We start from the raw sequence: 20,284 nt of genomic DNA on the forward strand, positions 1-20,284 counted from the left end.
TGAGTTTAGAAATTTATCTATAGGCTTCTGTATAAGGAAATCACAATAATGCAGCTTCATAAAAACGATCAGGTCCCGCTCCCCTCCAATACCAGAGAGTGGTTCTTTAACAAAAACAGCATCATTATTCTCGCCGATATCCTGCTGTTTTATACCATGTACACCAGTCTACCCTTTGATCAGGACGTCGTTCTTGGTTTAAGTATTCTTGCCTTTATTGCCGTGCTCTGGCTGACAGAAGCGCTGCATGTGACGGTAACCGCATTGCTGGTTCCGGTTATTGCGGTTCTGATGGGGGTGTTTAACACCCAGACGGCGCTGAATAACTTTGCTAACTCCATTATCTTTCTGTTTCTGGGTGGCTTTGCGCTGGCTGCGGCTATGCGGCGTCAGGGGCTGGATAAGGTGGTTGCTGACAAGGTGCTTCTGCTGGCGAAGGGCAAGATGAGTGTTGCTGTGTTTATGCTGTTTGGCGTTACCGCACTGCTTTCTATGTGGATCAGTAATACGGCAACCACAGCCATGATGCTGCCGCTGGTGCTTGGTGTACTTGGTAAAGTGAATGAGGAGAGCGGACACAATACCTATGTGTTTGTTTTGCTGGGTATTGCCTACAGCGCCAGTATCGGCGGAATCGCGACCATGGTTGGTAGTCCGCCAAACGCGATTGCCGCTGCGGAGGTGGGGCTGACTTTTACTGACTGGCTTGCCTATGGTGTTCCTGCTGCACTGATTTTGTTACCTATTGCCTGGGTTGTTCTCTATTCACTGCTAAAACCAAAGCTGGATGGCGAGTTTGAAATCAACTATGAACCGGTGAACTGGGATAAAGGTAAGGTGGTGACTCTGTTTATCTTTGGCCTGACAGTATTTTTCTGGATCTTCAGTAAGCCGATAAACGCGATGCTCGGTGGTTTTGCTAAATTCGATACCATAGTTGCCCTGTCGGCCATTGTTGCGGTTAACTTTGCCCGGGTGGTTCACTGGAAAGATGTGGAGAAAACCGCGGACTGGGGCGTGCTGCTGCTGTTCGGAGGCGGTATTTGTTTGAGTAATGTGCTGAAAACGACGGGAACCAGTGTTTTTCTTGCCAACGAGCTGAGCGACCTTATTTCCAGTTTGGGGATTGTGTTTGTTGTTCTGATCCTTGCCGGTTTTGTGGTCTTCCTGACCGAATTTGCCAGTAACACCGCCAGTGCCGCGCTGCTGGTTCCGGTATTTGCCACGGTTGCAGAAGTCTTTGGTATGCCGCCGGTTGTGCTTTCAGTGCTTATTGCAGTGGCTGCATCCTGCGCCTTTATGCTTCCGGTGGCAACACCGCCAAATGCCATTGTGTTTGCGTCCGGGCATATTAAGCAGAAAGAGATGATGCGGGTAGGGGTTATACTGAATTTAGTCTGTATAGGATCACTAACGGTGATTGCCATGATGCTGTGGGTATAGTGAGCGAGTAGCACTTGCCCACGAGAATGAAACGGAGCTCAACATGATTGGACATGGCTTATTTTCCATCAGGGTCGAGGGGCGTATGGTCATTGGGGCGGTGTCAGGTTCTCACAATGAATTTGACACAGCGGCTGTGACCGATGAACTACGTAAGGCTGTTGAGTCACTCAATGGCTCGCCTTATGTTGAGCTTATTGATGCCAGAGAGCTGGAAGGGGTCACTCCCGAGGGATTTGCGGTAATAGATAAATATAATAGATGGGAAAGCGAAAACGGATTAATTGCTATAGCCTTTGTTGCCAGAAATACAGTGCTTCCTATGATAGTGAAGCACTATCTGGAGATGACTCAGGCCTCGAATATGAAAGCTTTTTCCGATATCGAAGAAGCCAGGCAGTGGCTTCTGGATGAATTGAATGGTTCAGACAGCCTCAGGGAAGAGTGAATTATGACTTTGGCTCAGGCTGAGTTCCGGGGGAGTTTATAAGCCAGAGCTAAAGCGAGTGGAAATATAACCAGCCATAGCAGAACTAAACCGTAGATTACGGATTTTTCTTCATTAAAAATAACAGATCTGGGTACATGGGTTATCAGATATATGCTTTCATCATTGATGACTTCTGCCGGTGATTTTGTGCTCAGGTAAAAACGGGAATAGTAGTATTCGCCCTGAAAGTCAGAGACTTTTCCCTGAACAGAGTTGTGCATCTGTTCCCATACCTCTGGATAGTCATTCTGGAACAGAACTTGTTCCCTGTCTGGGAACATAAATGACCACTCAGAATCAGAATTATCGCCTTTTAAATAATAGCCCTGATTATTGATTAAATAGCTTTTGCTGCTTTCATAGGTATTTTGGCTATCAACCAGGTTAAGTATCCGATCTCCTAAATAATTAATAACACCAATACCTATGAGTTCGCCGTGCAGAGAATGAATCGGCGTGCTAAAACGGATCATTGGTTTTATTGGTTGTTCAACCTTTCCATTTTCTCTGTTCAGGTCAAATTTTGATATGTAGATTTCTCCTGACTCAAGAACCATGGCATTTTTAACATAGTATCGCTGGCTTTTATTTTGCAGATTGTCCTTAGAAACTTGTCTGAATTTAAGGCCGGAGTCTTTATTGACTCTCATTACTTCACACCCTTGGGTGTCTAACAATCTTACCTGGTCATAATCTTTTACAAGTAAAAGCAGATCATGCATTAACGAGATAGAGTGATACTTTTTATTCCGGTTTAACAGCATTGTGAGCGAGAGTTTGTGCTGAGATAATTTGATTAAATCCTCTTCTACCAAACTAAACTCTTCTGTGATTTTATCTCTGAATTTGGAAAACTCAGTGTATTGTTTTGTATCACGTTTTTCTGAAATGCTGTTGTGTGCGATGCTGTAGCTAATTACCGTGAATAAGGAAAAGAGCAGAAACAAAATAGCAATGCGAAATGAAAATCGCCTGCTTATTTTACCCCAAGGTATTAATTTTTTACCTTTCGCCACTACCATTACACTGTTTTCCCTTTATTCATATAAATAATTATATTTTAAACTGACTAAGCTGTCGTGAAAGATCCTCACTAATTCGGTTGAGTGACTGACAGGTATTCAGCGTGCTGGAGACCTGCACAGAAGTATGGTTCGAAAGTTCGTTTACCTGAAGGATCCGCTGGTTCAGACCCTCGGTGACTTCTTTCTGCTCACCGGCAACACGGGCAATCTGAGAGTTCATATCCGTAACGGTATGCATAGAGCTGGTGATTGACTCCAGCGCTTCTTTTGCTTCCTGTGCTCCCTGTAGCGTTTCATTGCCGACAGCCTGGCTTGACTGCATCACGGTTACCGCTTTATTTATCAGAGACTGCATCTCCTCGATAATTGCCCGGATATCGGCGGTACTGCCTTCCGCTTTTGCTGCCAGCGCTCTTACTTCATCTGCCACCACAGCAAACCCGCGGCCATACTCTCCGGCTCGTGCTGCTTCAATGGCGGCGTTCAGCGCCAGAAGGTTGGTCTGCTCAGAAACGGACTGAATAACATCCACCACAGAGTTAATGGAGGAAGACTTCTCGTTAAGCTCGCTGATAACACTTACCGCGTTGTCCACTTCTTCTACCAGATGAGAAACAGAAGAGACCGCTGAGCCGACAACTGTCTTACCTGAATCGGCATACTGGTTAACTTCCAGAGAAGCGTTTTCAGCGCCGTCTGCATTCTGAGCCACATCCATTGAGCTCATATTCATCTGGCTGATGGCGGTGGCGATCTGCTCGGTTTCTTTCTGTTGTTTCTGCATGGCCTCTTCGCCTTCCTGCATTGCCTGCAAGGTTTCGCCGGAAGCATGCTGAAGCTGATCGGTTGATTCGGTGATCTCTTTTATCAGCCCCTGAATCCGGCTGACAAAGCGGTTAAACGCGCCTGCGATAAGGGACATTTCATCTTTGCTGTGAATCTCAAGTCTCTGGGTAAGGTCGCCTTCACCCTGACCGATATCTTCCATCAGTTTCACCGTCATATTTATTGGATGAACGATGGCTTTTACCATCACAACGGAGGAGAGCAGGGTAATCAGTGCAAGGATAACCAAAACGGAGACGATGACTTTTTCTTCCCAGGCTACGGTCTCAGAAGAGTCGTGAGCCAGCGACTGGATTTGAAGACTGCTCTCCAGACTGGACTGGCTGACAGCAACCTGCTCGCGAAGGAAGGTATTAAGCTCTGAAACCTTGGTTGCCTGACCTTCAATCTGTGCGCTGAAGCTGTTCAGGGTTTTGGATGTGTCGTTGATATTGATTAACGCTTCCCGTTTCAGGCGCTCGCTGATATCACTGACTTCATCGCTTACCTCTTCCAGAATCTCCAGCGCTTCCTCATCAGCAACATCTTCAGAAAGCTCTTCGATGGTCTCGATAAGCTCTTCCAGAGTCTGGCTGATATCATCCACTTTTTTGCTGACCAGCTTGGTTCTCTGGTTAGCACGGTTTATACCATCAACAATAGCCAGCATATCGCTGTTCATCTCAGAGAGTTTCTGACTTCCTTCTTCAGAACCCTGTGAGGTGATTTCGGCACTGGCGGCGCTGTCCGTTGCTCCCTGTACAACCTGATCTAAACGTTCGGACAGCCCTCCAAAGGAGAACTTTGCCAGGATACTGATGGCGATCAGAACAACAAACAGACCGCCACCGGTAGCATATAATTTAGTTTTTATTAGCATATGTTCCCCCTACTTCGACAGATAAACGACAGGTGGATTACTTGGCAGCTTCCGCTTCGTAAAGCTGAACCGCTGCGTTCATTTCTTTAAGCAGTGGCAGGTTAGACTTTGCTATCTGAGCAATCTGATCCGCAGTGATGGATGTGGTTGCCGGATCGGCACCTGCCTGAACCAGTGGCATAAAGTCGACCCAAAGGCCATTTACCACATCAAGCTGCTTGCGGATATGCTCCTGCTTAGTTCCCGGCAGACCAAGGGTTTCATCGCCGTCTTTCAGACCTTTTAAGGTGCTATCAAAAAGCGTGTAGGTCTCAAGCAGGTTCAGTTTGTTATCTTCAGCTTCATGTCCCAGTGCGATAAGGAAGAACTCTTTACTCATCTTCTGAGACAGCATGCGCTGTTTACCGGAAAGGTTAAGTGTTGCAGCCAGCCCCGGTGCTGCTTCAAGGCCGCTTTTCTTCGCGTCTTTTTCGTAAAGGCCAACGGCTTTGTTCATCTGCTTAAGAAGCGGAAGGTTTTGACTGGCAATTGAAGCCAGCTGTTCATTGGATACCGATTTTGAGTCAATGACGGATTTAACTACAGGATAGAATTCAGTCCAGATGGAGGAAACTTTATCCAGCTGGCGGATAATTCGTTTACTCTCTGTCGGAGGCAGGCCTAAGGAGGAATCGCCGTCACGCAGACCTTTCAGCGTCTTATCAAACAGCGCGGATGTCGCTTTCAGGTTATTAACGTTTTGCTCTACATCGACTTTTAATGCGATAAGGGCAACTTCCTTAGACATTTTCTGTGAGAGCATCCGCTGTTTGCCGGACAGGTTCAGGATGACTCCATATTCTGCGGCGCTTGGCGCTGCAAAGGATGAAACTGAAAGACCAAAGAACAGGCAAATTGCCATACCCAGTGAAGCAAGTACTCTCGAAACATTCATAGTGTTTATTCCTCTTTTCAGAAAGATATAACGTACCACTCATTTGTTATGATGTAGTAAATTGAGTTATCTGTGCGTTACTAAGCTCACACTAATTATAATAAGGGTGAGCCATTTATGTAACATTGAGCTGAAAAGTTAGAGGAAAAGTTTTAAGGATTAAACCCGGGGAAGTTGCGGATTTTCCAGTACTATTTTTCTGCGGTTTTCTAAAGCTAAGGAACGGACGCAGGTTCCGTAATACTGCTCAAAAAGAGAATCAAATTCGCCACTTGCTGTTATTTCTTTTAGTCCTTTTTCTACGCGCTCAGCCAGTTCAGGTTTTAACGGGTGAACGTAGAAAACCAGAGGGAAGGGGTAATAGAGCATCAGATCAGACTCTATAGCTAATCCCCCGATGGCGCTCGCCATGGTGTCGAAGATAGTTTCCACTTCATTTGCGCCAAGTGAGACATAGTCGCATTCTCCCGCCTTCAGACGCTGAAAGATCTCTTCAAACAGTCCCTTCTCTACGACCTTATAGCCGTTATGGCGAAACAGGTCAGCGTCAGCCCAGGTTGCAGGAATGCCGGCTTTTAGCGTTTTTAACTCTGCTTCTTTGATGCTTTTAAAGCTCTCCTGCATTTCCTGGCGAATAATCAGGATCCGGTTGCCCAGAATGCCTTTAGCCAGCGGAGTACCGATTTCAATAAACTCTTTACCGTGAAACTTGCTGTTTTCGGCCACGGTAACCAGAATATCTGCCCCTTTATAGAAAATATTGCCTTCATCTTCTGCATCAGGGTAATCCATCAAGTCACTTTGCAGGGTGAAATCGCCATAAGTGTCGCAGCTGGCCTGTAATACCGCTTCGAGTAGCTTAAATTCGTGGGCTTGTCTGGCTATCGATTTGTTTCCGTTCCAGAAGGTAATCTTGTTTTTGCTGTTATTCATCATAGTTTGAGGTTTGTTTAGTGACCGCAATCACGATTGCTTCAAATGGAGTTGTTTATCTGCTGGTTACTGTTACATCATTTAAAATAAAAAGAAAGCGCTTTCGCCGCGCTTTGTGACCAGGATTTTCTGCGATGAATCTATGTATCTGAAATCTTTATTGCGACTTTTCCACAAAAATTACATTGTCTGCTTTAGCTTTAAGTGGTGAGGGTTGTGTTTGACCATAGAATTGTGATCGATGTACAGTTTCAGCGTATATGTGATTGTTGAGTATGGCCAGGTACGGTAATCTTTGCTTAAGAAAGCGCTTTCAAAAAGTCTTATTCAAGAAATAAAACCTGGTCAGGTTTTTCTTTTAATTAAAAAGAAAGCGCTTTCATAAAATGACAATATCATTCAAAAAAGGGAAAACGTGATGCAAAACAAAACCTTATTAGCTTCGCTTCTTTGTGGTGCAATGTTTGCCTCAGCTACAGTACAGGCTGATGAGATTAAACAAGGCGGTACACTGACTGTTCCTATTATTAACACTGGTTTCGTAGAAAACTTTAACCCATATACAACAGGTGACCTTCTTCACGGGATCATGTTTGAGCCTCTGGTTGTATTCAATAATATGACAGGTGAGACTGATTATCGTCTTGCAGAATCTATTAGTTATTCTGATGATCTGAAAACAATCACACTTAAACTACGTGATGGGCTGAAGTGGTCTGATGGTGAAAAGCTGACCGCTGAAGACGTTGTGTTCAGTTTTATGATCACTAAAGACGCGCCTGCATTTGATTCAAAAGGTATTTGGTCAGGTAAAAATCTAAAAGGTATCAAAGCCGTTGACGAGAAAACCGTTACTTTTGATCTGACATCACCAGACTCAACTTTTGTTTGGAACCTTGCTGCATACCATATCGTTCCTGAGCATATCTGGTCTAAAGCTAAAGACCTGACAACCTTCACCAACCCAAATCCGGTTGGCAGTGGTCCTATGACTACGGTTAAGTACCTTAAGCCTCAGCAGATGCAGCTTTGCCGAAACGAAAACTACTACCTTGAAAACCGTCCTTATCTTGATTGCGTGACTTACCGTTCATACAACGATAACTCTCAGATTCAGCCTGCATTAATTAAGGGTGAAATCGATTGGGGTTCAAACTTTATTGCGGATATTGATTCTACTTTTGTTGCTGCCGATCCTGAGCACAACCATTACTGGTACCCGGCAAATGATGCAATCCATCTGTATGTAAATACCAAAGAAGCACCATTTAGTGACCTTCGTGTCCGACAAGCACTCTCTATGGCTTTGGATCGTGAAGCTATTGTTGATATCGCAGCTTATGGCTATCCGACAGCTAACTTCAATGCCGGCGGTATTGGTGAGCTGTACAAACCATTTATCAACAAAGGTATCTCTGCGAAATACAGTGGCCTTACAGAATACAACCCTGAAAAAGCTAAAGCGCTTTTGGATGAAGCTGGTCTGAAAGATAAAAATGGTGACGGATTCCGTGATGATGCTAACGGCAAGACAGTTGAGTTCGATATTGAAGTTGTAAACGGCTGGACTGACTGGATTCAGGTTGTTCAGATGGCAACTGAGTTCTTTGAAGAGGTAGGCATCAAGGCCAACGTTAAGACAGTTGACTGGGCGGTTTATGATAAGAACCTGAAGGACAGCAAATATAAAATGTCTATTAACTGGTCTCTGGTTGCAACAAACCCGATCCTTGCTTATCAGGAGTATTTCTCTACTTCCCGCATAGGTAAAACATGGCATGCCGGTCACGGTGTGAATTCAGCTGAAATTGATGCTCTTATCGACAGCTTTGGTAAGACTGGCGATAAAGCTGAACAGCAAAAGATTCTTGACCAGCTTCAGCAGTTCACAGCTGAACAACTGCCATTTATTCCACTGTTCTCCAATGCAACCTGGTATCAGTACCGCACTGAAAAGATCGCTGGCTGGCCAAGTGCAGAGAATCCTTATGTTCAGCCTGTATGGTACGTTGGCGGTAAGCGCGTAATCATCCTGAACAATCTACACCTTAAGTAAATAAGGTAATTAAGGGGACAGATTTCTGTTCCCCTGAAAAATATTAAGGGGACAGGCACCTGATCCCCTTGGGTAAAAAACAAATAAGGGGACAGGCACCTGATCCCCTTGGTTAAAAGATGCGTTATGTCCTTTTTACTTCGTCGTTTTAGTTTTTATTTCACTGCTTTTATCATTGCGATTTCATTTAACTTTATGCTGCCTCGCCTGATGCCTGGCGATCCGGTTGAGGCTCTGTTTGCAGCAGCACAAGGCCGGATGGACCCTGCTCAGATGGATGCAGTACGAGAAATGTATGGTTTCCTTGATGGAAACATCTTTGAGCAGTATCTGTCCTATCTGAAAAGTGTGTTCACTTTAGATCTTGGTCCATCTGTACTTATGTTCCCGGTTGGTGTTTCAGATGTTATCGCTATGGCTCTGCCATGGACAATGTTCCTTGCGCTCGGGTCTCTGATTGTTGCTCTGATTATTGGTGTAAGTATCGGTACTTACGCTTCATATCACCGCGCAGGATTTTTTGGTCAGGTTGTTCCACCAGTGTTGGCGTTTATCAGCAACTTCCCATACATAGTAACGGCGCTGCTTCTTTTTTACATCTTTGGTCTAAAACTGGACATGTTGCCGCTGGCTTACACCTACAATCCTGAACTGGAACCGGCTTTCACCCTTGAGTTTATTGGCAGTGTCGCTAAGCACGCAATCTTACCAGTAGGTTCAATGGTAGTAGTTGGTATCTCTACCTGGGTATTCAACATGCGTAACGCAATGATCAACGTCCTTGGCGAAGATTATGTCACCATGGCTGAGGCAAAAGGTCTTAGCAGCTTCCGCGTGATGTACCGCTACGCGGGCCGTAACGCCATTCTTCCTGTTGCAACCGCGATTGCGATGGCTATCGGCTTCTCCTTTGCCGGTTCGATTATGACCGAGGTGGTATTTAACTATCAGGGTCTGGGTAACATTCTGCTGAAAGGCATTATCGCCCGTGATTACCCGCTGATTCAGGCCATCCTGCTGATTCTTGTTACAGCGGTACTGACAGCAAACTTTATTGCCGACCTGTTGTATGTCTGGCTGGATCCACGAATTTCTCACTAGGTTTCATTATGGATAACACTATGCAAACTAACCAATCTTCAGGTGAAACTTCAATGCAAGTACAAGAGCCTTCGGGCGGAATGAAAAAGTTTAAAGAAGTGATGGGTAAGCTGTACGCATTCTTCTACGGTAACCCACCTGCGATTATCGGTGGCTTCCTTATGGCAGTCATTTTATGTGGTGCCTTGATGGCTCCTGTTCTGGCTACGCATAACCCGGAAAAGCGTGTTGCCCGTCCGCACCAGCCGCCAAGTGCTAAACACATTATGGGTACAACCCGTAGCGGCCGTGACGTATACAGTCAGGTGCTTTACGGAGCAAGAAAGTCTCTGACAGTTGCCATCTGTGCTGGTGCAATTGCAATGTCTCTGGCAGTTATCGTGGGTGTTTCTTCAGGTTACTTTGGTGGAAAGATTGACGAACGTCTGAACTTTCTGACGAACGTATTTCTGGTATTTCCGCAGCTCCCCTTATTGATTGTGCTGGCGGCCTTTCTGGGGCAAGTGGGGTCGCTGGTCATAACCGTCTTGCTCGGGATAACCTCCTGGCCCTGGGGGGCGAGGGTAATACGAGCTCAGACGCTGGCGATTCGTAACAAAGAGTTCATTATCTCTGCTGAAGTAATGGGTGAGTCTAAAATCCGCATTATTCTGGTAGAAATTCTGCCAAACCTTATCTCAATTGTGTTTGGTGGCTTCCTTGGTGCGGTTATCTATGCAATGGGCGCGGAAGCCGGTCTGGGCATCCTGGGTCTGGGTGATGCGACCGAAGTAAGTTGGGGCTCAATGCTTTACTGGGCACAGACTTCATCAGCACTGTATACAGGCGCATGGTGGGAGATGATGGTGCCTGCAATTGCACTGGCAATCACTGGTGGTGGTCTAGCACTGATTAACATGGCTATTGACCAGGTGAGTAACCCTAAACTGAAAACCGGCCCGCACATCAAACTGTGGCACAAACTGAAGAAAGAAGCTGATATTCGCAGAGGTCTAAGATGAGCAACTTACTTGAAATTAAAAATCTCTGTGTAGATTACGTATCCCCAAACGGTGTGGCGCGTGCAGTAAACAACGTAAGCGTGAACATTGCTCCGGGTGAAACCCTTGGTATTGCCGGTGAGTCTGGCTGTGGTAAGAGTACGCTTGCCTTTGCTATCTCTCGTTTGCATAAAGCTCCGGCTCTTATCTCTGAAGGTGAGATTCTGTACAAGGGACAGGACGTTCTGAAAATGAACGACAAGCAGCTGAGAGATTTCCGCTGGAACGACGTATCGGTTGTATTCCAGAGTGCGATGAACTCACTAAACCCGGTAATCACTATCGGCGAACAGCTGACGGACGTAATCCTTGCTCACAAGCCTGTGACTAAGCAGCAGGCTTATGAAAAAGCGGCTGAGCTTCTTGAAGTGGTCGGCATCCACGCAGACCGTCTGGCTGCCTTCCCGCACCAGTTAAGTGGTGGTATGCGTCAGCGTGTGGTTATTGCGGTAGCGCTGGCTCTTGAGCCTAAGCTGATCATTATGGATGAACCGACAACAGCGCTGGATGTCGTGGTTGAGCGTGAAATCCTGAATGAGCTTTACGATCTGAAAACAAAATTTGGTTTCTCTATCCTGTTTATCAGTCATGACCTTAGCCTGATGGGCGAAATTGCAGACCGTATCGGTGTGATGTATGCCGGTAACCTGATTGAGCTGGGTGATGCGAAAACCGTATTTGGCGAGCCTCAGCACCCGTATACCAAGGGTCTTATTGCGTCGTTCCCGACCATTCACGGTCCGAAAGAGCGTTTGTACGGTATTCCTGGTAACCCGGTTAACCTGCTGAAAATTCCTCAGGGCTGTAACTTCCAGGATCGTTGCACCGAGTGTTTCGCTCAGTGTAAGCAGGCGGATCCGACACTGAAAATGATTGAGCCGGGACACCAGGTGTCTTGTCATCTTGTATAAGGGGAATTCAGATGGAAAATTTACAAAATAACGATGTGATCCTGTCGGTAAATAATCTGGTAAAAGATTTCCCTATCGGTCAGTCAGCAAAGAACAACTACATGCGTGCGATGAATGATGTGTCATTCGAGCTGAAAAAGGGTGAAGCACTGGCAATCGTAGGTGAGTCCGGCTCAGGTAAAAGTACCGGTGCCCGTATTCTGACTCGTATCTACGAGAAAACAGCCGGTGAGGTGCTGTTCAAAGGTGAGCCGATTGCAGACTACATCAAAAAGAACGGTGAGCTGGAATATGCGCGCCAGGTGCAGATGATTTTCCAGGACCCGTTTGGTTCTCTGAACCCGGTTCACAGCATTTACCACCACATTGCCCGTCCTCTGCTTATCCATAAGCGTGCGGATAAGAAGAACGTTCGTAAGCTTGTTTATGATTTGCTTGAGCTGGTTGGTCTTTCTCCTGTTAAAGAAACAGCAGAAAAATACCCGCATGAGCTAAGTGGTGGTCAGCGTCAGCGTGTAGCTATTGCCCGTGCAATTGCCGTTGACCCGGAAGTGATTCTGGCTGACGAACCTATCTCAATGCTGGATGTGTCAGTTCGCCTGGGTATTTTGAACCTGATGTCCGACCTGAAAGATAAGCATGGCATTTCTTTTATGTACATCACACACGATATCGCAACCGCGCGCTATTTTGCTGAGAAGACCGCAGTTATGTACGTGGGCCACATGGTAGAGTGGGGTGAAAGTGACAGTGTGACTCAAAATCCCAAACATCCATACTCTCAGCTGCTGCTTTCCGCTGTACCTGAAGTTGGCAATGCAGGCCGCCGTGATCTTGCGGCTAAGAAGGGTGAGATCCCTCAGTGGAAGCCAAGCAGTGTGGGTTGTCCTTTTGCGTCACGTTGTCTGAAGGCAACCGATGAGTGTACTAAGAGCATGCCAGAAGCAACTAAGGTTGCTGACAATCATTACGCGCGTTGTCACCATTTATAAGTTTTAATTTTTTACTCGTTCCCATGCTCCGGCGTGGGAATGTATATGGGACTTAAAGGCAAAGATAAAACGGTTATCGATATGCTTTTTGCCCGATATGCACCACTACGCACAAGCGTAGGAACGAGGTAACGGGAAAGAATTAGTTTTAAAAATTGCGCATAAGAAAGCGCTTTTATAACCATTTGGAAATAACGATGGAACATAAGTCTTATTCAGAATCAGAAGCGGTGACCGGTCAGTTTGTTGACCTGGACGGCGAACGTTTCTACAAAATCGAGAACGTTGATCAGATGCCTCCGTTCTTTATCAGCGTTGTATCTGCCAGCAACCACTGGTTGTTTATCTCATCCACCGGTAGCCTTTCAGCAGGCCGCATACGCCCTGAGAATGCGCTGTTCCCTTATAAGTCTGTTGACCATATTCATGAGAACTCAGAAAACACGGGTTCAAAGACCATTGTCCGGATCAAAGGTGAAAACGGAACCGCTAAGTGGGAACCGTTTAACGAACACCACAACGGCCTGTATGAAGTAGAAAGAAATCTGTACAAGAATGCGGTTGGTGACAAGATCACATTTGAAGAAATTAACCGCACGCTGGGTATCAAATTTCAGTACAGCTGGAACACTTCAGAGCAGTTCGGTTTTATCCGTAAGTCTGCTCTTGAAGACCTTTCCGGTGCAGACCGTGAAATCGAGCTATTAGACGGTATCCAGAACCTTCTTCCTTCTGGTGCGCCACTCGGAGCACTGCAGACAAGAAGCGCACTGGTTGATGCATACAAGTGGAACGAACAGGTAGAAGAGAGCCCGCTGGCACTGTTTACCATGTACGCCACCCTGAGTGATAAAGCGGAACCGGCGGAATCTCTGCGTGCAACAACGGTATTTAATGTCGGTGATAAGGATTCACAGATCCTGCTTTCAAGCAGGCAGGTAAATGCGTTCCGTAAAGGCGCAGAGATCAGTAACGAATCGCTGACAAAAGGTCTGCGCGGTGCCTACTTTGTGCATAAAACAGTGGCGTTGAAAGCAAACAGCCAGAGCAGTTGGATGATCGTAGCGGATATCGATAAAACACACGCTGACATCGCTAAGCTAAAGCAAACCATCAAAGATGCGGATCTGGAGAAAGCGGTAGAAGCAAGTGTTGCAGAAAACCACAACGAGCTGGTTAGCCTGATGTCCGGCGCGGATGCATGGCAGCTGACCTCTGAAGAGAACACCAGTGTTCACCACTATGCCAACGTACTGTTTAACAATATGCGTGGCGGTGTATTTGAAAATAACTACGATCTGGACAAAGCAGACGTTTACAAAACCATGCTGAATGCCAACAAGCGTGTTGTTGAGCGCAATCAGGCTTTCTTTGACGCACTGCCTGAACGGTTTACCAACAATGAGCTGGTGGCTAAGTCGCTTGAGACTGGCGATGCTCAGCTGACCCGTCTGTGCTACGAGTACCTTCCTCTGACATTTGGCCGCCGTCACGGTGACCCGAGCCGTCCGTGGAACCACTATGAAATTAAAGTACGTGATGAGAACGGTGACCGCCTGCTTTCTTACCAGGGTAACTGGCGTGATATCTTCCAGAACTGGGAAGCGTCTGCACTGAGCTATCCTGAGTTTGTGAAGTCGTTTATTGCTAAGTTTGTAAACGCTTCAACTGCTGATGGCTACAACCCTTACCGTATTACCAAAGATGGTATCGACTGGGAAGTGATTGAGCCGGATGACCCGTGGAGCAACATTGGTTACTGGGGTGATCATCAGATCATCTACCTGCTTAAGTTCCTTGAACTTGCTGATAAGTACCAGCAGGACGATCTGATCGCACTGCTTTCGGATGAAGTATTCAGCTACGCAAATGTACCATACGAACTGTGTGGTGTAGATGCGCTGTTCAATAATCCGAAGGACACAGTGAATTTTAATGATGACACTCAGGCTGAAATTCTGCGTAAAGTGGCTGAACTTGGCAGCGATGGCCGCCTGATCCTTGATTCAGATAACGAAGTCTATCAGGTGAACCTGCTGGAGAAGGTATTGGTTCCTCTGCTGGCTAAGCTGAGCAATCTGGTGCTTGACGGCGGTATCTGGCTGAATACTCAGCGTCCGGAATGGAATGATGCAAACAACGCAATCGTAGGTAACGGCCTGTCTATGGTGACTCTGTACTACATGCGTCGTTATGTGGCATTTATGCAGAAGCTGATGGCAAAAGCGCCGTCTACGGTGTCACTTTCGAATGAAGTGGCGGACTGGATGATTGCGACCACCGCCATTCTGGATAAAACTGCTCAGGAAATCCGCCGTAAGACAGTAACCCGTCAGACAAGCCGCGCAATCCTGACTCAGCTTGAGAAAGCGGCTGATGACTACCGTCAGAAGATTTACCGTAAGGGCTTCTCCGGTAAGACAGGCATCGAGCTGGCTGAAGTGATTAAGCTTATGGATGTGAGCCTGGAAGTGCTTGATAGCAGCATCGCAAACAACAAGCGTGAAGACGGCCTGTACAACGCATATAACATCATTAACTACAGCGCTGATCAGCTGTCAGTTGAAGAGCTGTACCCAATGCTTGAAGGCCAGGTTTCCATCCTGAGTGCAGGCTCTCTGTCTCCTAAAGAGACGGTGGCGCTGCTGGACAGCCTGTTTGCCAGCGATATGTACCGTGAAGATCAGAAGAGCTTTATGCTTTACCCTGACCGTGACCTGACGGCCTTTGTGGGCAAGAATGCAATTCCTGCGGCTATGGTGAAAGCAAACGCACTGCTTGCAGCAATGGCAGAGCGAGGCGATACGCGTATCCTGAACTCAGATATTGAAGGTGGCTATCACTTCAATGCTGACTTTGAAAATGCCGGTTTCCTTGAAGCTGAAATCACAGCACTTCGCGCAGAATATGCAGAAGTTTCTGAAGACGCTGTGCAGGGTGTTTACGATATCTACGAAGAAGTATTCAATCACAGAGCGTTTACCGGCCGTTCAGGAACCATGTTTGGTTATGAAGGCTTAGGCTGTATCTATTGGCACATGGTTTCCAAACTGCTTCTGGCGGTTCAGGAAAACTATCAGGCAGCACTGGAGCAGGATCCTGCAAGTGAAGAGACTGCAAAACTGGCTGAATACTACTACCGTGTTCGTGAAGGTATCGGCTTTAACAAGACACCGGAAAACTACGGCGCTTTCCCGACGGACCCGTACTCCCACACGCCTAAGCACGCAGGTGCTCAGCAACCGGGTATGACAGGTCAGGTGAAGGAAGAGATCATCACCCGTTTCGGTGAGCTGGGTCTGATTGTGAAAGATGCGGCTATTGAGATCAATCCTACGCTGCTTAACCGCAATGAGTTTATCTCTCAGTCTCTGCCGTTCCGTTTTGAGAACGTGAAGGGCGACAAGATGACCAAAGTGATCCCGGAAGACGGTCTTGCATTCACTTACTGCCAGGTACCATTCGTTTATCAGCAGCTTGATGCTGAAGAGATGAAGATCGAAGTAACCTCTAACGAAGGTGAAACGCTTGAAATTGCAGGCAGCGTTATTCCTGCGAATGTGAGTAAGAGTATCTTTATGCGTGACGGGAAGGTTGAGAGCGTTAAGGTTTATTTACCAAAAGCGTAGTGGGGTGAAAGGTAACAGGTGACAGGTATAAGGTTTCTGTCACCTGGAACCTGCCGCCTTAACCTTCCGTCAAATCCCGAACCGACCCCCGTTCAACCAACCCCGGCAACAACTTAGTATCAATATTCTCAATCCCCTTACCCGCAAGAAGACTCAACACTCCCGCAGCTCCCTGAACTGCCATTTCCTGAATCGGGAAGTCAATGGTTGTCAGGCCCGGATTCATATGCTGACTGAAAGTACTGTTATCGTAGCCCACAATGGAAATGTCTTTACCTATTTTCATGCCTCTTTCCAGGCAGGTACTGTAGGCAGTCACTGCGATATTGTCGTTCATACAGAAGATGGCGGTCATCTCTTCATCACGGCCAAGCAGTCTGCTTACCGCGTCGTTATTGCCCTGATAATCGAAACGTCCTTCTACAACCAGATTCTGGTCATATTCAATACCGTATTTTGCCAGTGCATTTCGGTAGCCCTGCAGGCGGTCCCGGCTATCGACTTTACTCATCTGCCCTGTAATACAGCCAATTTTTTTGTGACCTTTCTGAATCAGATGTTCCACAGCAAGGAAACCACCCAACTCATTATCAATCAGAATGCATTTGTCTTTGATTTCAGGGATATAACGATCCAGGACCATAGTGGCCGGAATATCTTCACAGATTTTCAGGATATCGCTGTCTGTCAGCATATCGGAAACCAGGATCAGACCGTCCACTTTTTTAGAACGCAGAAAACGGATGGACTCCTGCTCCTGCTCGTACAGTTCGTTACCGCTGGTAATAATCAGGTGGTAGTTCTCTTTTCTTACCGCCAGTTCAGCGTTATGCATCATAGGTCCGAAGAAGGGACCGTCCAAACTACCGACCAGCATACCAATACTGTGTGAACGGTTTGAGGCAAGCGCTTGCGCAAATGCGTTAGGCTGATAGCCCAGTTTTTCAATAGCTTCGAATACTTTTATCCGGTTCGCTTCTTTTACTGACTTGTGTCCGTTAAGAGCACGGGACACAGTAGACTGGGAAACTTTCGCAAATTCAGCGACTTCTTTTATGGTGATCAATTTGCCTTCCTCTGCAAATAGAAGTTTATCTGTTTTATTTACCACTATGTTACCTGTATCTGAAGCCGGATAGAAACCCTGAGCTTAATATGAGCCTGATTTGTAGATGTCTGTCATGAATTGGGCTAAGTACTGCATTATCCATGAAAGCGCTTTCATTAGTGATTAAGGTCACTGAAGACAAACAGAACTTATATTATACTCTGTGGAAAAGGTTAATGGTATGACATATATGGATTTTTTATTAAACCCCATGTGTCTTACATTATATTTATTAGGAATGTTTCTGTTTACATTGTGAAATCGCTTCCTTTAGTGGTCGCGGTAAAGAAGTATTAAGGGCTGGCAGCAGTTCCGGCTGTTTTTCAGTGAATTAGGTCTGATATGAGATACACAAAAATTGCGTTAATCGTAGGGATAGCACTGTCAGTTAGTGCATGCTCGAACAACAAAAGCATGGTCGTAGACTATGGTAGCTCTGAGATAAACAAGGTTCAGAGCGTTAATCCTGAAGTAGGCTACAAGGCGCTCGCGAGTGCATCTGAGTGCTGTAGTTCATTGTCGGAGCTCGATTTTCAGCAGATAGAAGGTCCGGGTAAATATGACTTCTTTATTACACCGGAAAGTGAAGCATTCCGTTTTGCTACAGGTAAGTCCTTTGTGAAGGGGGTTGAATTACCCGAGGCTACGGGGACCATTAAGGTTGCAGTATCTTCTTCTATAGCTAAGAACGTATTTGTTCCTTCCATCGTGCTTTTAGATAAACAGTTTAAGCCGGTTAAGTTACTGAGTGAAGAGTCCATCCGGTATCAGGATGCGTCATTGATGCATGGCGAGCGCTACTTTGGTGAAGTGGAAGTGAAAGCGGTAGCCAATGCTCCTAAGTATCTTCTTGTGTTCACGACTGAAAAAGCGATGAATCAAACCACTGAGTTGCCCCCTTTGTCTGATGATGCAGTTGGATTGGGGCGTGCAGATGATGTTGACAGAATTTACCGCAACAAACCGGTTCCGCATACAGCAACAGGAACCTTCCGGCTGGCATTTGACTATGACCCAGACTCTTCCTCAGAAGCGCAGGCAGTGCTGGGCAACGATGTAAATGAAGATGTTAAAAAGGCGAAAACCGTATTGCCAGCAGCTGCTGTTCCGGCAGTTGAAGCTAAAGATGAAATGGCAGGGGTTCAGCCTGAGACAGAAATCATGTTCATTGAGCTTATTGAGCGCGCAGTAAGCCAGGGGAAACTGGATAAAGCAATGAAACTGGTTGAAGATGCGGAGAGAGCAGGCTCACTTAAGGCGAGAGATGCGCTGATAGAAGCACTGAAAAAATAAACGTTTACGGTTTTTATTTGGGTGAGCATTCTCCCCGCAGTATGGGGAGAATACGATGACTTACTTGTTAAAACGGATGTTTTTTACTTTGAAGTGGAGCTTTTTGCCATTGACAGGCTCAAATACAACCGGGTTGACCACGGAAGTGATATCAAATGCAGAAGAGGCAGCAACAAAATCTTTTACCTTCATACGGTAGCTTTTCCAGTTACCCTGCTGTGGAAGATCTTTGATATTGATTGGCGCGACATTTGGCCAGCCACTGTCCATTTTTACTGTTAGTGCATCTGCATTGCCGTCGATGACCTGAAGATCGAACATAAGTTCGCCATCTTCAAAGTTGCTCATATCCAGTGTACCGCCCGGGGCTTCAATGTACGCATTGCCTGCACCAACGATTCTGATTTCAAGGCCGTCTTCCGTTACAGAGCGGGAATCATTGCTGGAATCATCCCAGCCATTAAGCAGAAAGCTTTCTTCCAGCTTAGGGCCTTTCATAACGCTTAACGTAGCTGCGTTTACATCTGCTTTTTTGACTATAAGAGGCGGCTCTTCAACGCCTTTGTTCTGAACAGCGGAGTCACTCAGGTTACTCGCACACCCTTTGCCTGTTTCAGGGGCGTTTTCACACTGGTAAACGCGAACAAAATCGACCAGCATATCCGCTTGCTTCAGCGAAGTATCAATTCCCTTATCGTTAGTGTTTGCAGCCCAGCTTCCGCCGATCGCAAGGTTCAGCAGCATATGGAATTTCTGATTATATGGTGCATCCTCCGGGCCTTGTACCAGGTTGCCTTTCTCATCTTTGTAATGAGTCCACCATCCGTCCATGGTTTGAGTTGCAAAATGAACATCATCTACATACCAGCGCATCTCTCCTTTTTCCCACTCAATCGCGTAGGTGTGGAAGCTGTCCGCAGGGTTGATATTTTCATCGGCAAAGTTGTAGGAAACGCCGGATGAAACGTTGTCTGGCCAGTTTTTACCAAAGTGAAGAGTGCCGTGAATTCGGTTTTCTTTCTTGGTTTCACCGTCGTCATTTTTATATGTGGTATGAAGGTTTACGGCCTCCATAATGTCGATTTCACCGGAAGCAGCCCAGCCACCGTATACATAGTCTGTTGGCAGCATCCAGATTGCTGGCCAGGTACCTTGCCCCTGCGGGAGTTTGGCTCTGATTTCAAAACGACCATATTTCCACTCAGCAAGGTTTTTAGTACGCAGTCTTGCCGAAGAGTAGGGAAGTGATGCTTTTTGAGTATCGTATCCGTCCCGGTCATCCGGTACTGCCGGGCCAGTGGTTTTTCCTTTTAGAGCTCGGATGGTCAGGAATCCGTTTGAGACAAATGAATTCTTTGCTTTTTTCGTATAGCACTGCTGTTCCTGATTACCGCCACCCCAGCAGTTGGTTTCATGCTGCCACTTTGCCGGGTCTATTTCAGTACCGTCGAACTCATCGTTCCAGACCAGTGCCCAGCCATTTTTATTCTCGATGATATTTGTGTCAGGGGTGAACTGAGCGGACTGATCGACAATGACTTGCTCTGGCGTACTACAGCCAGCGAGAACCAGAGAGCTGATCGCGCAGGCCAGGTATTTTGGTTTAATAACAGTTGTTTTCATA

15 protein-coding genes are annotated in these 20,284 nt (G+C 46.4%); 9 read left to right on the top strand and 6 right to left on the bottom strand.

The features are described from left to right. Nucleotides 1-48 precede the first annotated feature (48 nt). Both L3Q72_RS21815 and L3Q72_RS21820 read left to right on the top strand, forming a co-directional pair. The gene (locus L3Q72_RS21815) at nucleotides 49-1,443 is read left to right on the top strand and encodes a DASS family sodium-coupled anion symporter (RefSeq protein ID WP_275132664.1); all 1,395 of its coding nucleotides are present in this window, start codon (nucleotides 49-51) and stop codon (nucleotides 1,441-1,443) included. A gap of 43 nt (nucleotides 1,444-1,486) precedes the next feature. Further along, nucleotides 1,487-1,891, top strand: coding sequence for an STAS/SEC14 domain-containing protein (locus tag L3Q72_RS21820; protein WP_275132665.1), 405 nt, complete (start codon nucleotides 1,487-1,489; stop codon nucleotides 1,889-1,891). A 14-nt stretch (nucleotides 1,892-1,905) separates the two neighbouring features. On the opposite strand, the gene L3Q72_RS21825 is transcribed toward L3Q72_RS21820, so the two are convergent. The 4 genes from L3Q72_RS21825 to L3Q72_RS21840 all read right to left on the bottom strand — a co-directional run bounded on the left by L3Q72_RS21825 (nucleotide 1,906) and on the right by L3Q72_RS21840 (nucleotide 6,533). Then, nucleotides 1,906-2,955: a hypothetical protein gene (locus L3Q72_RS21825; protein ID WP_275132666.1), complete on the bottom strand. Its 1,050-nt coding sequence runs from the start codon at nucleotides 2,953-2,955 to the stop codon at nucleotides 1,906-1,908. A 31-nt stretch (nucleotides 2,956-2,986) separates the two neighbouring features. After that, complete coding sequence (locus L3Q72_RS21830; protein ID WP_275132667.1) at nucleotides 2,987-4,663, bottom strand: methyl-accepting chemotaxis protein; 1,677 nt, start codon at nucleotides 4,661-4,663, stop codon at nucleotides 2,987-2,989. Between the two features lie 37 nt (nucleotides 4,664-4,700). Further along, on the bottom strand, nucleotides 4,701-5,597 hold the full coding sequence (locus L3Q72_RS21835; protein WP_275132668.1) for a type IV pili methyl-accepting chemotaxis transducer N-terminal domain-containing protein: 897 nt from the start codon (nucleotides 5,595-5,597) through the stop codon (nucleotides 4,701-4,703). Between the two features lie 159 nt (nucleotides 5,598-5,756). Continuing rightward, on the bottom strand, nucleotides 5,757-6,533 hold the full coding sequence (locus L3Q72_RS21840; RefSeq protein ID WP_275132669.1) for a transporter substrate-binding domain-containing protein: 777 nt from the start codon (nucleotides 6,531-6,533) through the stop codon (nucleotides 5,757-5,759). A gap of 415 nt (nucleotides 6,534-6,948) precedes the next feature. Here L3Q72_RS21840 and L3Q72_RS21845 point away from each other — a divergent pair, with 415 nt between their 5' ends. The 6 genes from L3Q72_RS21845 to L3Q72_RS21870 all read left to right on the top strand — a co-directional run bounded on the left by L3Q72_RS21845 (nucleotide 6,949) and on the right by L3Q72_RS21870 (nucleotide 16,259). Next, nucleotides 6,949-8,586 carry an ABC transporter substrate-binding protein gene (locus L3Q72_RS21845; RefSeq protein WP_275132670.1) on the top strand — a complete coding sequence of 546 codons (1,638 nt, stop codon included), beginning with the start codon at nucleotides 6,949-6,951 and terminating at the stop codon, nucleotides 8,584-8,586. Nucleotides 8,587-8,712: 126 nt separating this feature from the next. Then, nucleotides 8,713-9,687, top strand: a complete 975-nt coding sequence (locus L3Q72_RS21850) for an ABC transporter permease (RefSeq protein ID WP_275132671.1) — start codon at nucleotides 8,713-8,715, stop codon at nucleotides 9,685-9,687. A gap of 8 nt (nucleotides 9,688-9,695) precedes the next feature. After that, nucleotides 9,696-10,688: an ABC transporter permease gene (locus L3Q72_RS21855; protein ID WP_275132672.1), complete on the top strand. Its 993-nt coding sequence runs from the start codon at nucleotides 9,696-9,698 to the stop codon at nucleotides 10,686-10,688. Further along, complete coding sequence (locus L3Q72_RS21860) at nucleotides 10,685-11,638, top strand: ABC transporter ATP-binding protein (RefSeq protein ID WP_275132673.1); 954 nt, start codon at nucleotides 10,685-10,687, stop codon at nucleotides 11,636-11,638. The genes L3Q72_RS21855 and L3Q72_RS21860 overlap by 4 nt, the downstream gene beginning before the upstream one ends. Nucleotides 11,639-11,649: 11 nt before the next feature. Next, entirely contained in the window at nucleotides 11,650-12,630 is a 981-nt protein-coding gene (locus L3Q72_RS21865; protein WP_275132674.1) for an ABC transporter ATP-binding protein, read from the top strand. A 197-nt stretch (nucleotides 12,631-12,827) separates the two neighbouring features. After that, complete coding sequence (locus L3Q72_RS21870) at nucleotides 12,828-16,259, top strand: hypothetical protein (protein WP_275132675.1); 3,432 nt, start codon at nucleotides 12,828-12,830, stop codon at nucleotides 16,257-16,259. Between the two features lie 58 nt (nucleotides 16,260-16,317). On the opposite strand, the gene L3Q72_RS21875 is transcribed toward L3Q72_RS21870, so the two are convergent. After that, the gene (locus tag L3Q72_RS21875; RefSeq protein WP_275133770.1) at nucleotides 16,318-17,325 is read right to left on the bottom strand and encodes a LacI family DNA-binding transcriptional regulator; all 1,008 of its coding nucleotides are present in this window, start codon (nucleotides 17,323-17,325) and stop codon (nucleotides 16,318-16,320) included. Between the two features lie 384 nt (nucleotides 17,326-17,709). Here L3Q72_RS21875 and L3Q72_RS21880 point away from each other — a divergent pair, with 384 nt between their 5' ends. Further along, nucleotides 17,710-18,660, top strand: a complete 951-nt coding sequence (locus tag L3Q72_RS21880) for a MalM family protein (protein WP_275132676.1) — start codon at nucleotides 17,710-17,712, stop codon at nucleotides 18,658-18,660. A 60-nt stretch (nucleotides 18,661-18,720) separates the two neighbouring features. Here the strand turns inward: L3Q72_RS21880 and L3Q72_RS21885 are convergent, their stop codons facing one another. Beyond that, nucleotides 18,721-20,283, bottom strand: coding sequence for a glycoside hydrolase family 16 protein (locus L3Q72_RS21885; RefSeq protein WP_275132677.1), 1,563 nt, complete (start codon nucleotides 20,281-20,283; stop codon nucleotides 18,721-18,723). Between the last annotated feature and the right edge of the window lies 1 nt (nucleotide 20,284).

The sequence above is a fragment of the Vibrio sp. JC009 genome, from assembly GCF_029016485.1.
GTDB lineage: Bacteria > Pseudomonadota > Gammaproteobacteria > Enterobacterales > Vibrionaceae > Vibrio.

Bases quoted from the DNA above. Each gene is read 5' to 3' on its own strand.
- L3Q72_RS21860 (WP_275132673.1), top strand. From the start codon at position 10,685: ATGAGCAACTTACTTGAAATTAAAAATCTCTGTGTAGATTACGTATCC.
- L3Q72_RS21825 (WP_275132666.1), bottom strand. From the start codon at position 2,955: ATGGTAGTGGCGAAAGGTAAAAAATTAATACCTTGGGGTAAAATAAGC.
- L3Q72_RS21820 (WP_275132665.1), top strand. From the start codon at position 1,487: ATGATTGGACATGGCTTATTTTCCATCAGGGTCGAGGGGCGTATGGTC.
- L3Q72_RS21815 (WP_275132664.1), top strand. From the start codon at position 49: ATGCAGCTTCATAAAAACGATCAGGTCCCGCTCCCCTCCAATACCAGA.
- L3Q72_RS21830 (WP_275132667.1), bottom strand. From the start codon at position 4,663: ATGCTAATAAAAACTAAATTATATGCTACCGGTGGCGGTCTGTTTGTT.
- L3Q72_RS21865 (WP_275132674.1), top strand. From the start codon at position 11,650: ATGGAAAATTTACAAAATAACGATGTGATCCTGTCGGTAAATAATCTG.
- L3Q72_RS21885 (WP_275132677.1), bottom strand. From the start codon at position 20,283: ATGAAAACAACTGTTATTAAACCAAAATACCTGGCCTGCGCGATCAGC.
- L3Q72_RS21880 (WP_275132676.1), top strand. From the start codon at position 17,710: ATGAGATACACAAAAATTGCGTTAATCGTAGGGATAGCACTGTCAGTT.
- L3Q72_RS21850 (WP_275132671.1), top strand. From the start codon at position 8,713: ATGTCCTTTTTACTTCGTCGTTTTAGTTTTTATTTCACTGCTTTTATC.
- L3Q72_RS21845 (WP_275132670.1), top strand. From the start codon at position 6,949: ATGCAAAACAAAACCTTATTAGCTTCGCTTCTTTGTGGTGCAATGTTT.
- L3Q72_RS21870 (WP_275132675.1), top strand. From the start codon at position 12,828: ATGGAACATAAGTCTTATTCAGAATCAGAAGCGGTGACCGGTCAGTTT.
- L3Q72_RS21840 (WP_275132669.1), bottom strand. From the start codon at position 6,533: ATGATGAATAACAGCAAAAACAAGATTACCTTCTGGAACGGAAACAAA.
- L3Q72_RS21855 (WP_275132672.1), top strand. From the start codon at position 9,696: ATGGATAACACTATGCAAACTAACCAATCTTCAGGTGAAACTTCAATG.
- L3Q72_RS21835 (WP_275132668.1), bottom strand. From the start codon at position 5,597: ATGAATGTTTCGAGAGTACTTGCTTCACTGGGTATGGCAATTTGCCTG.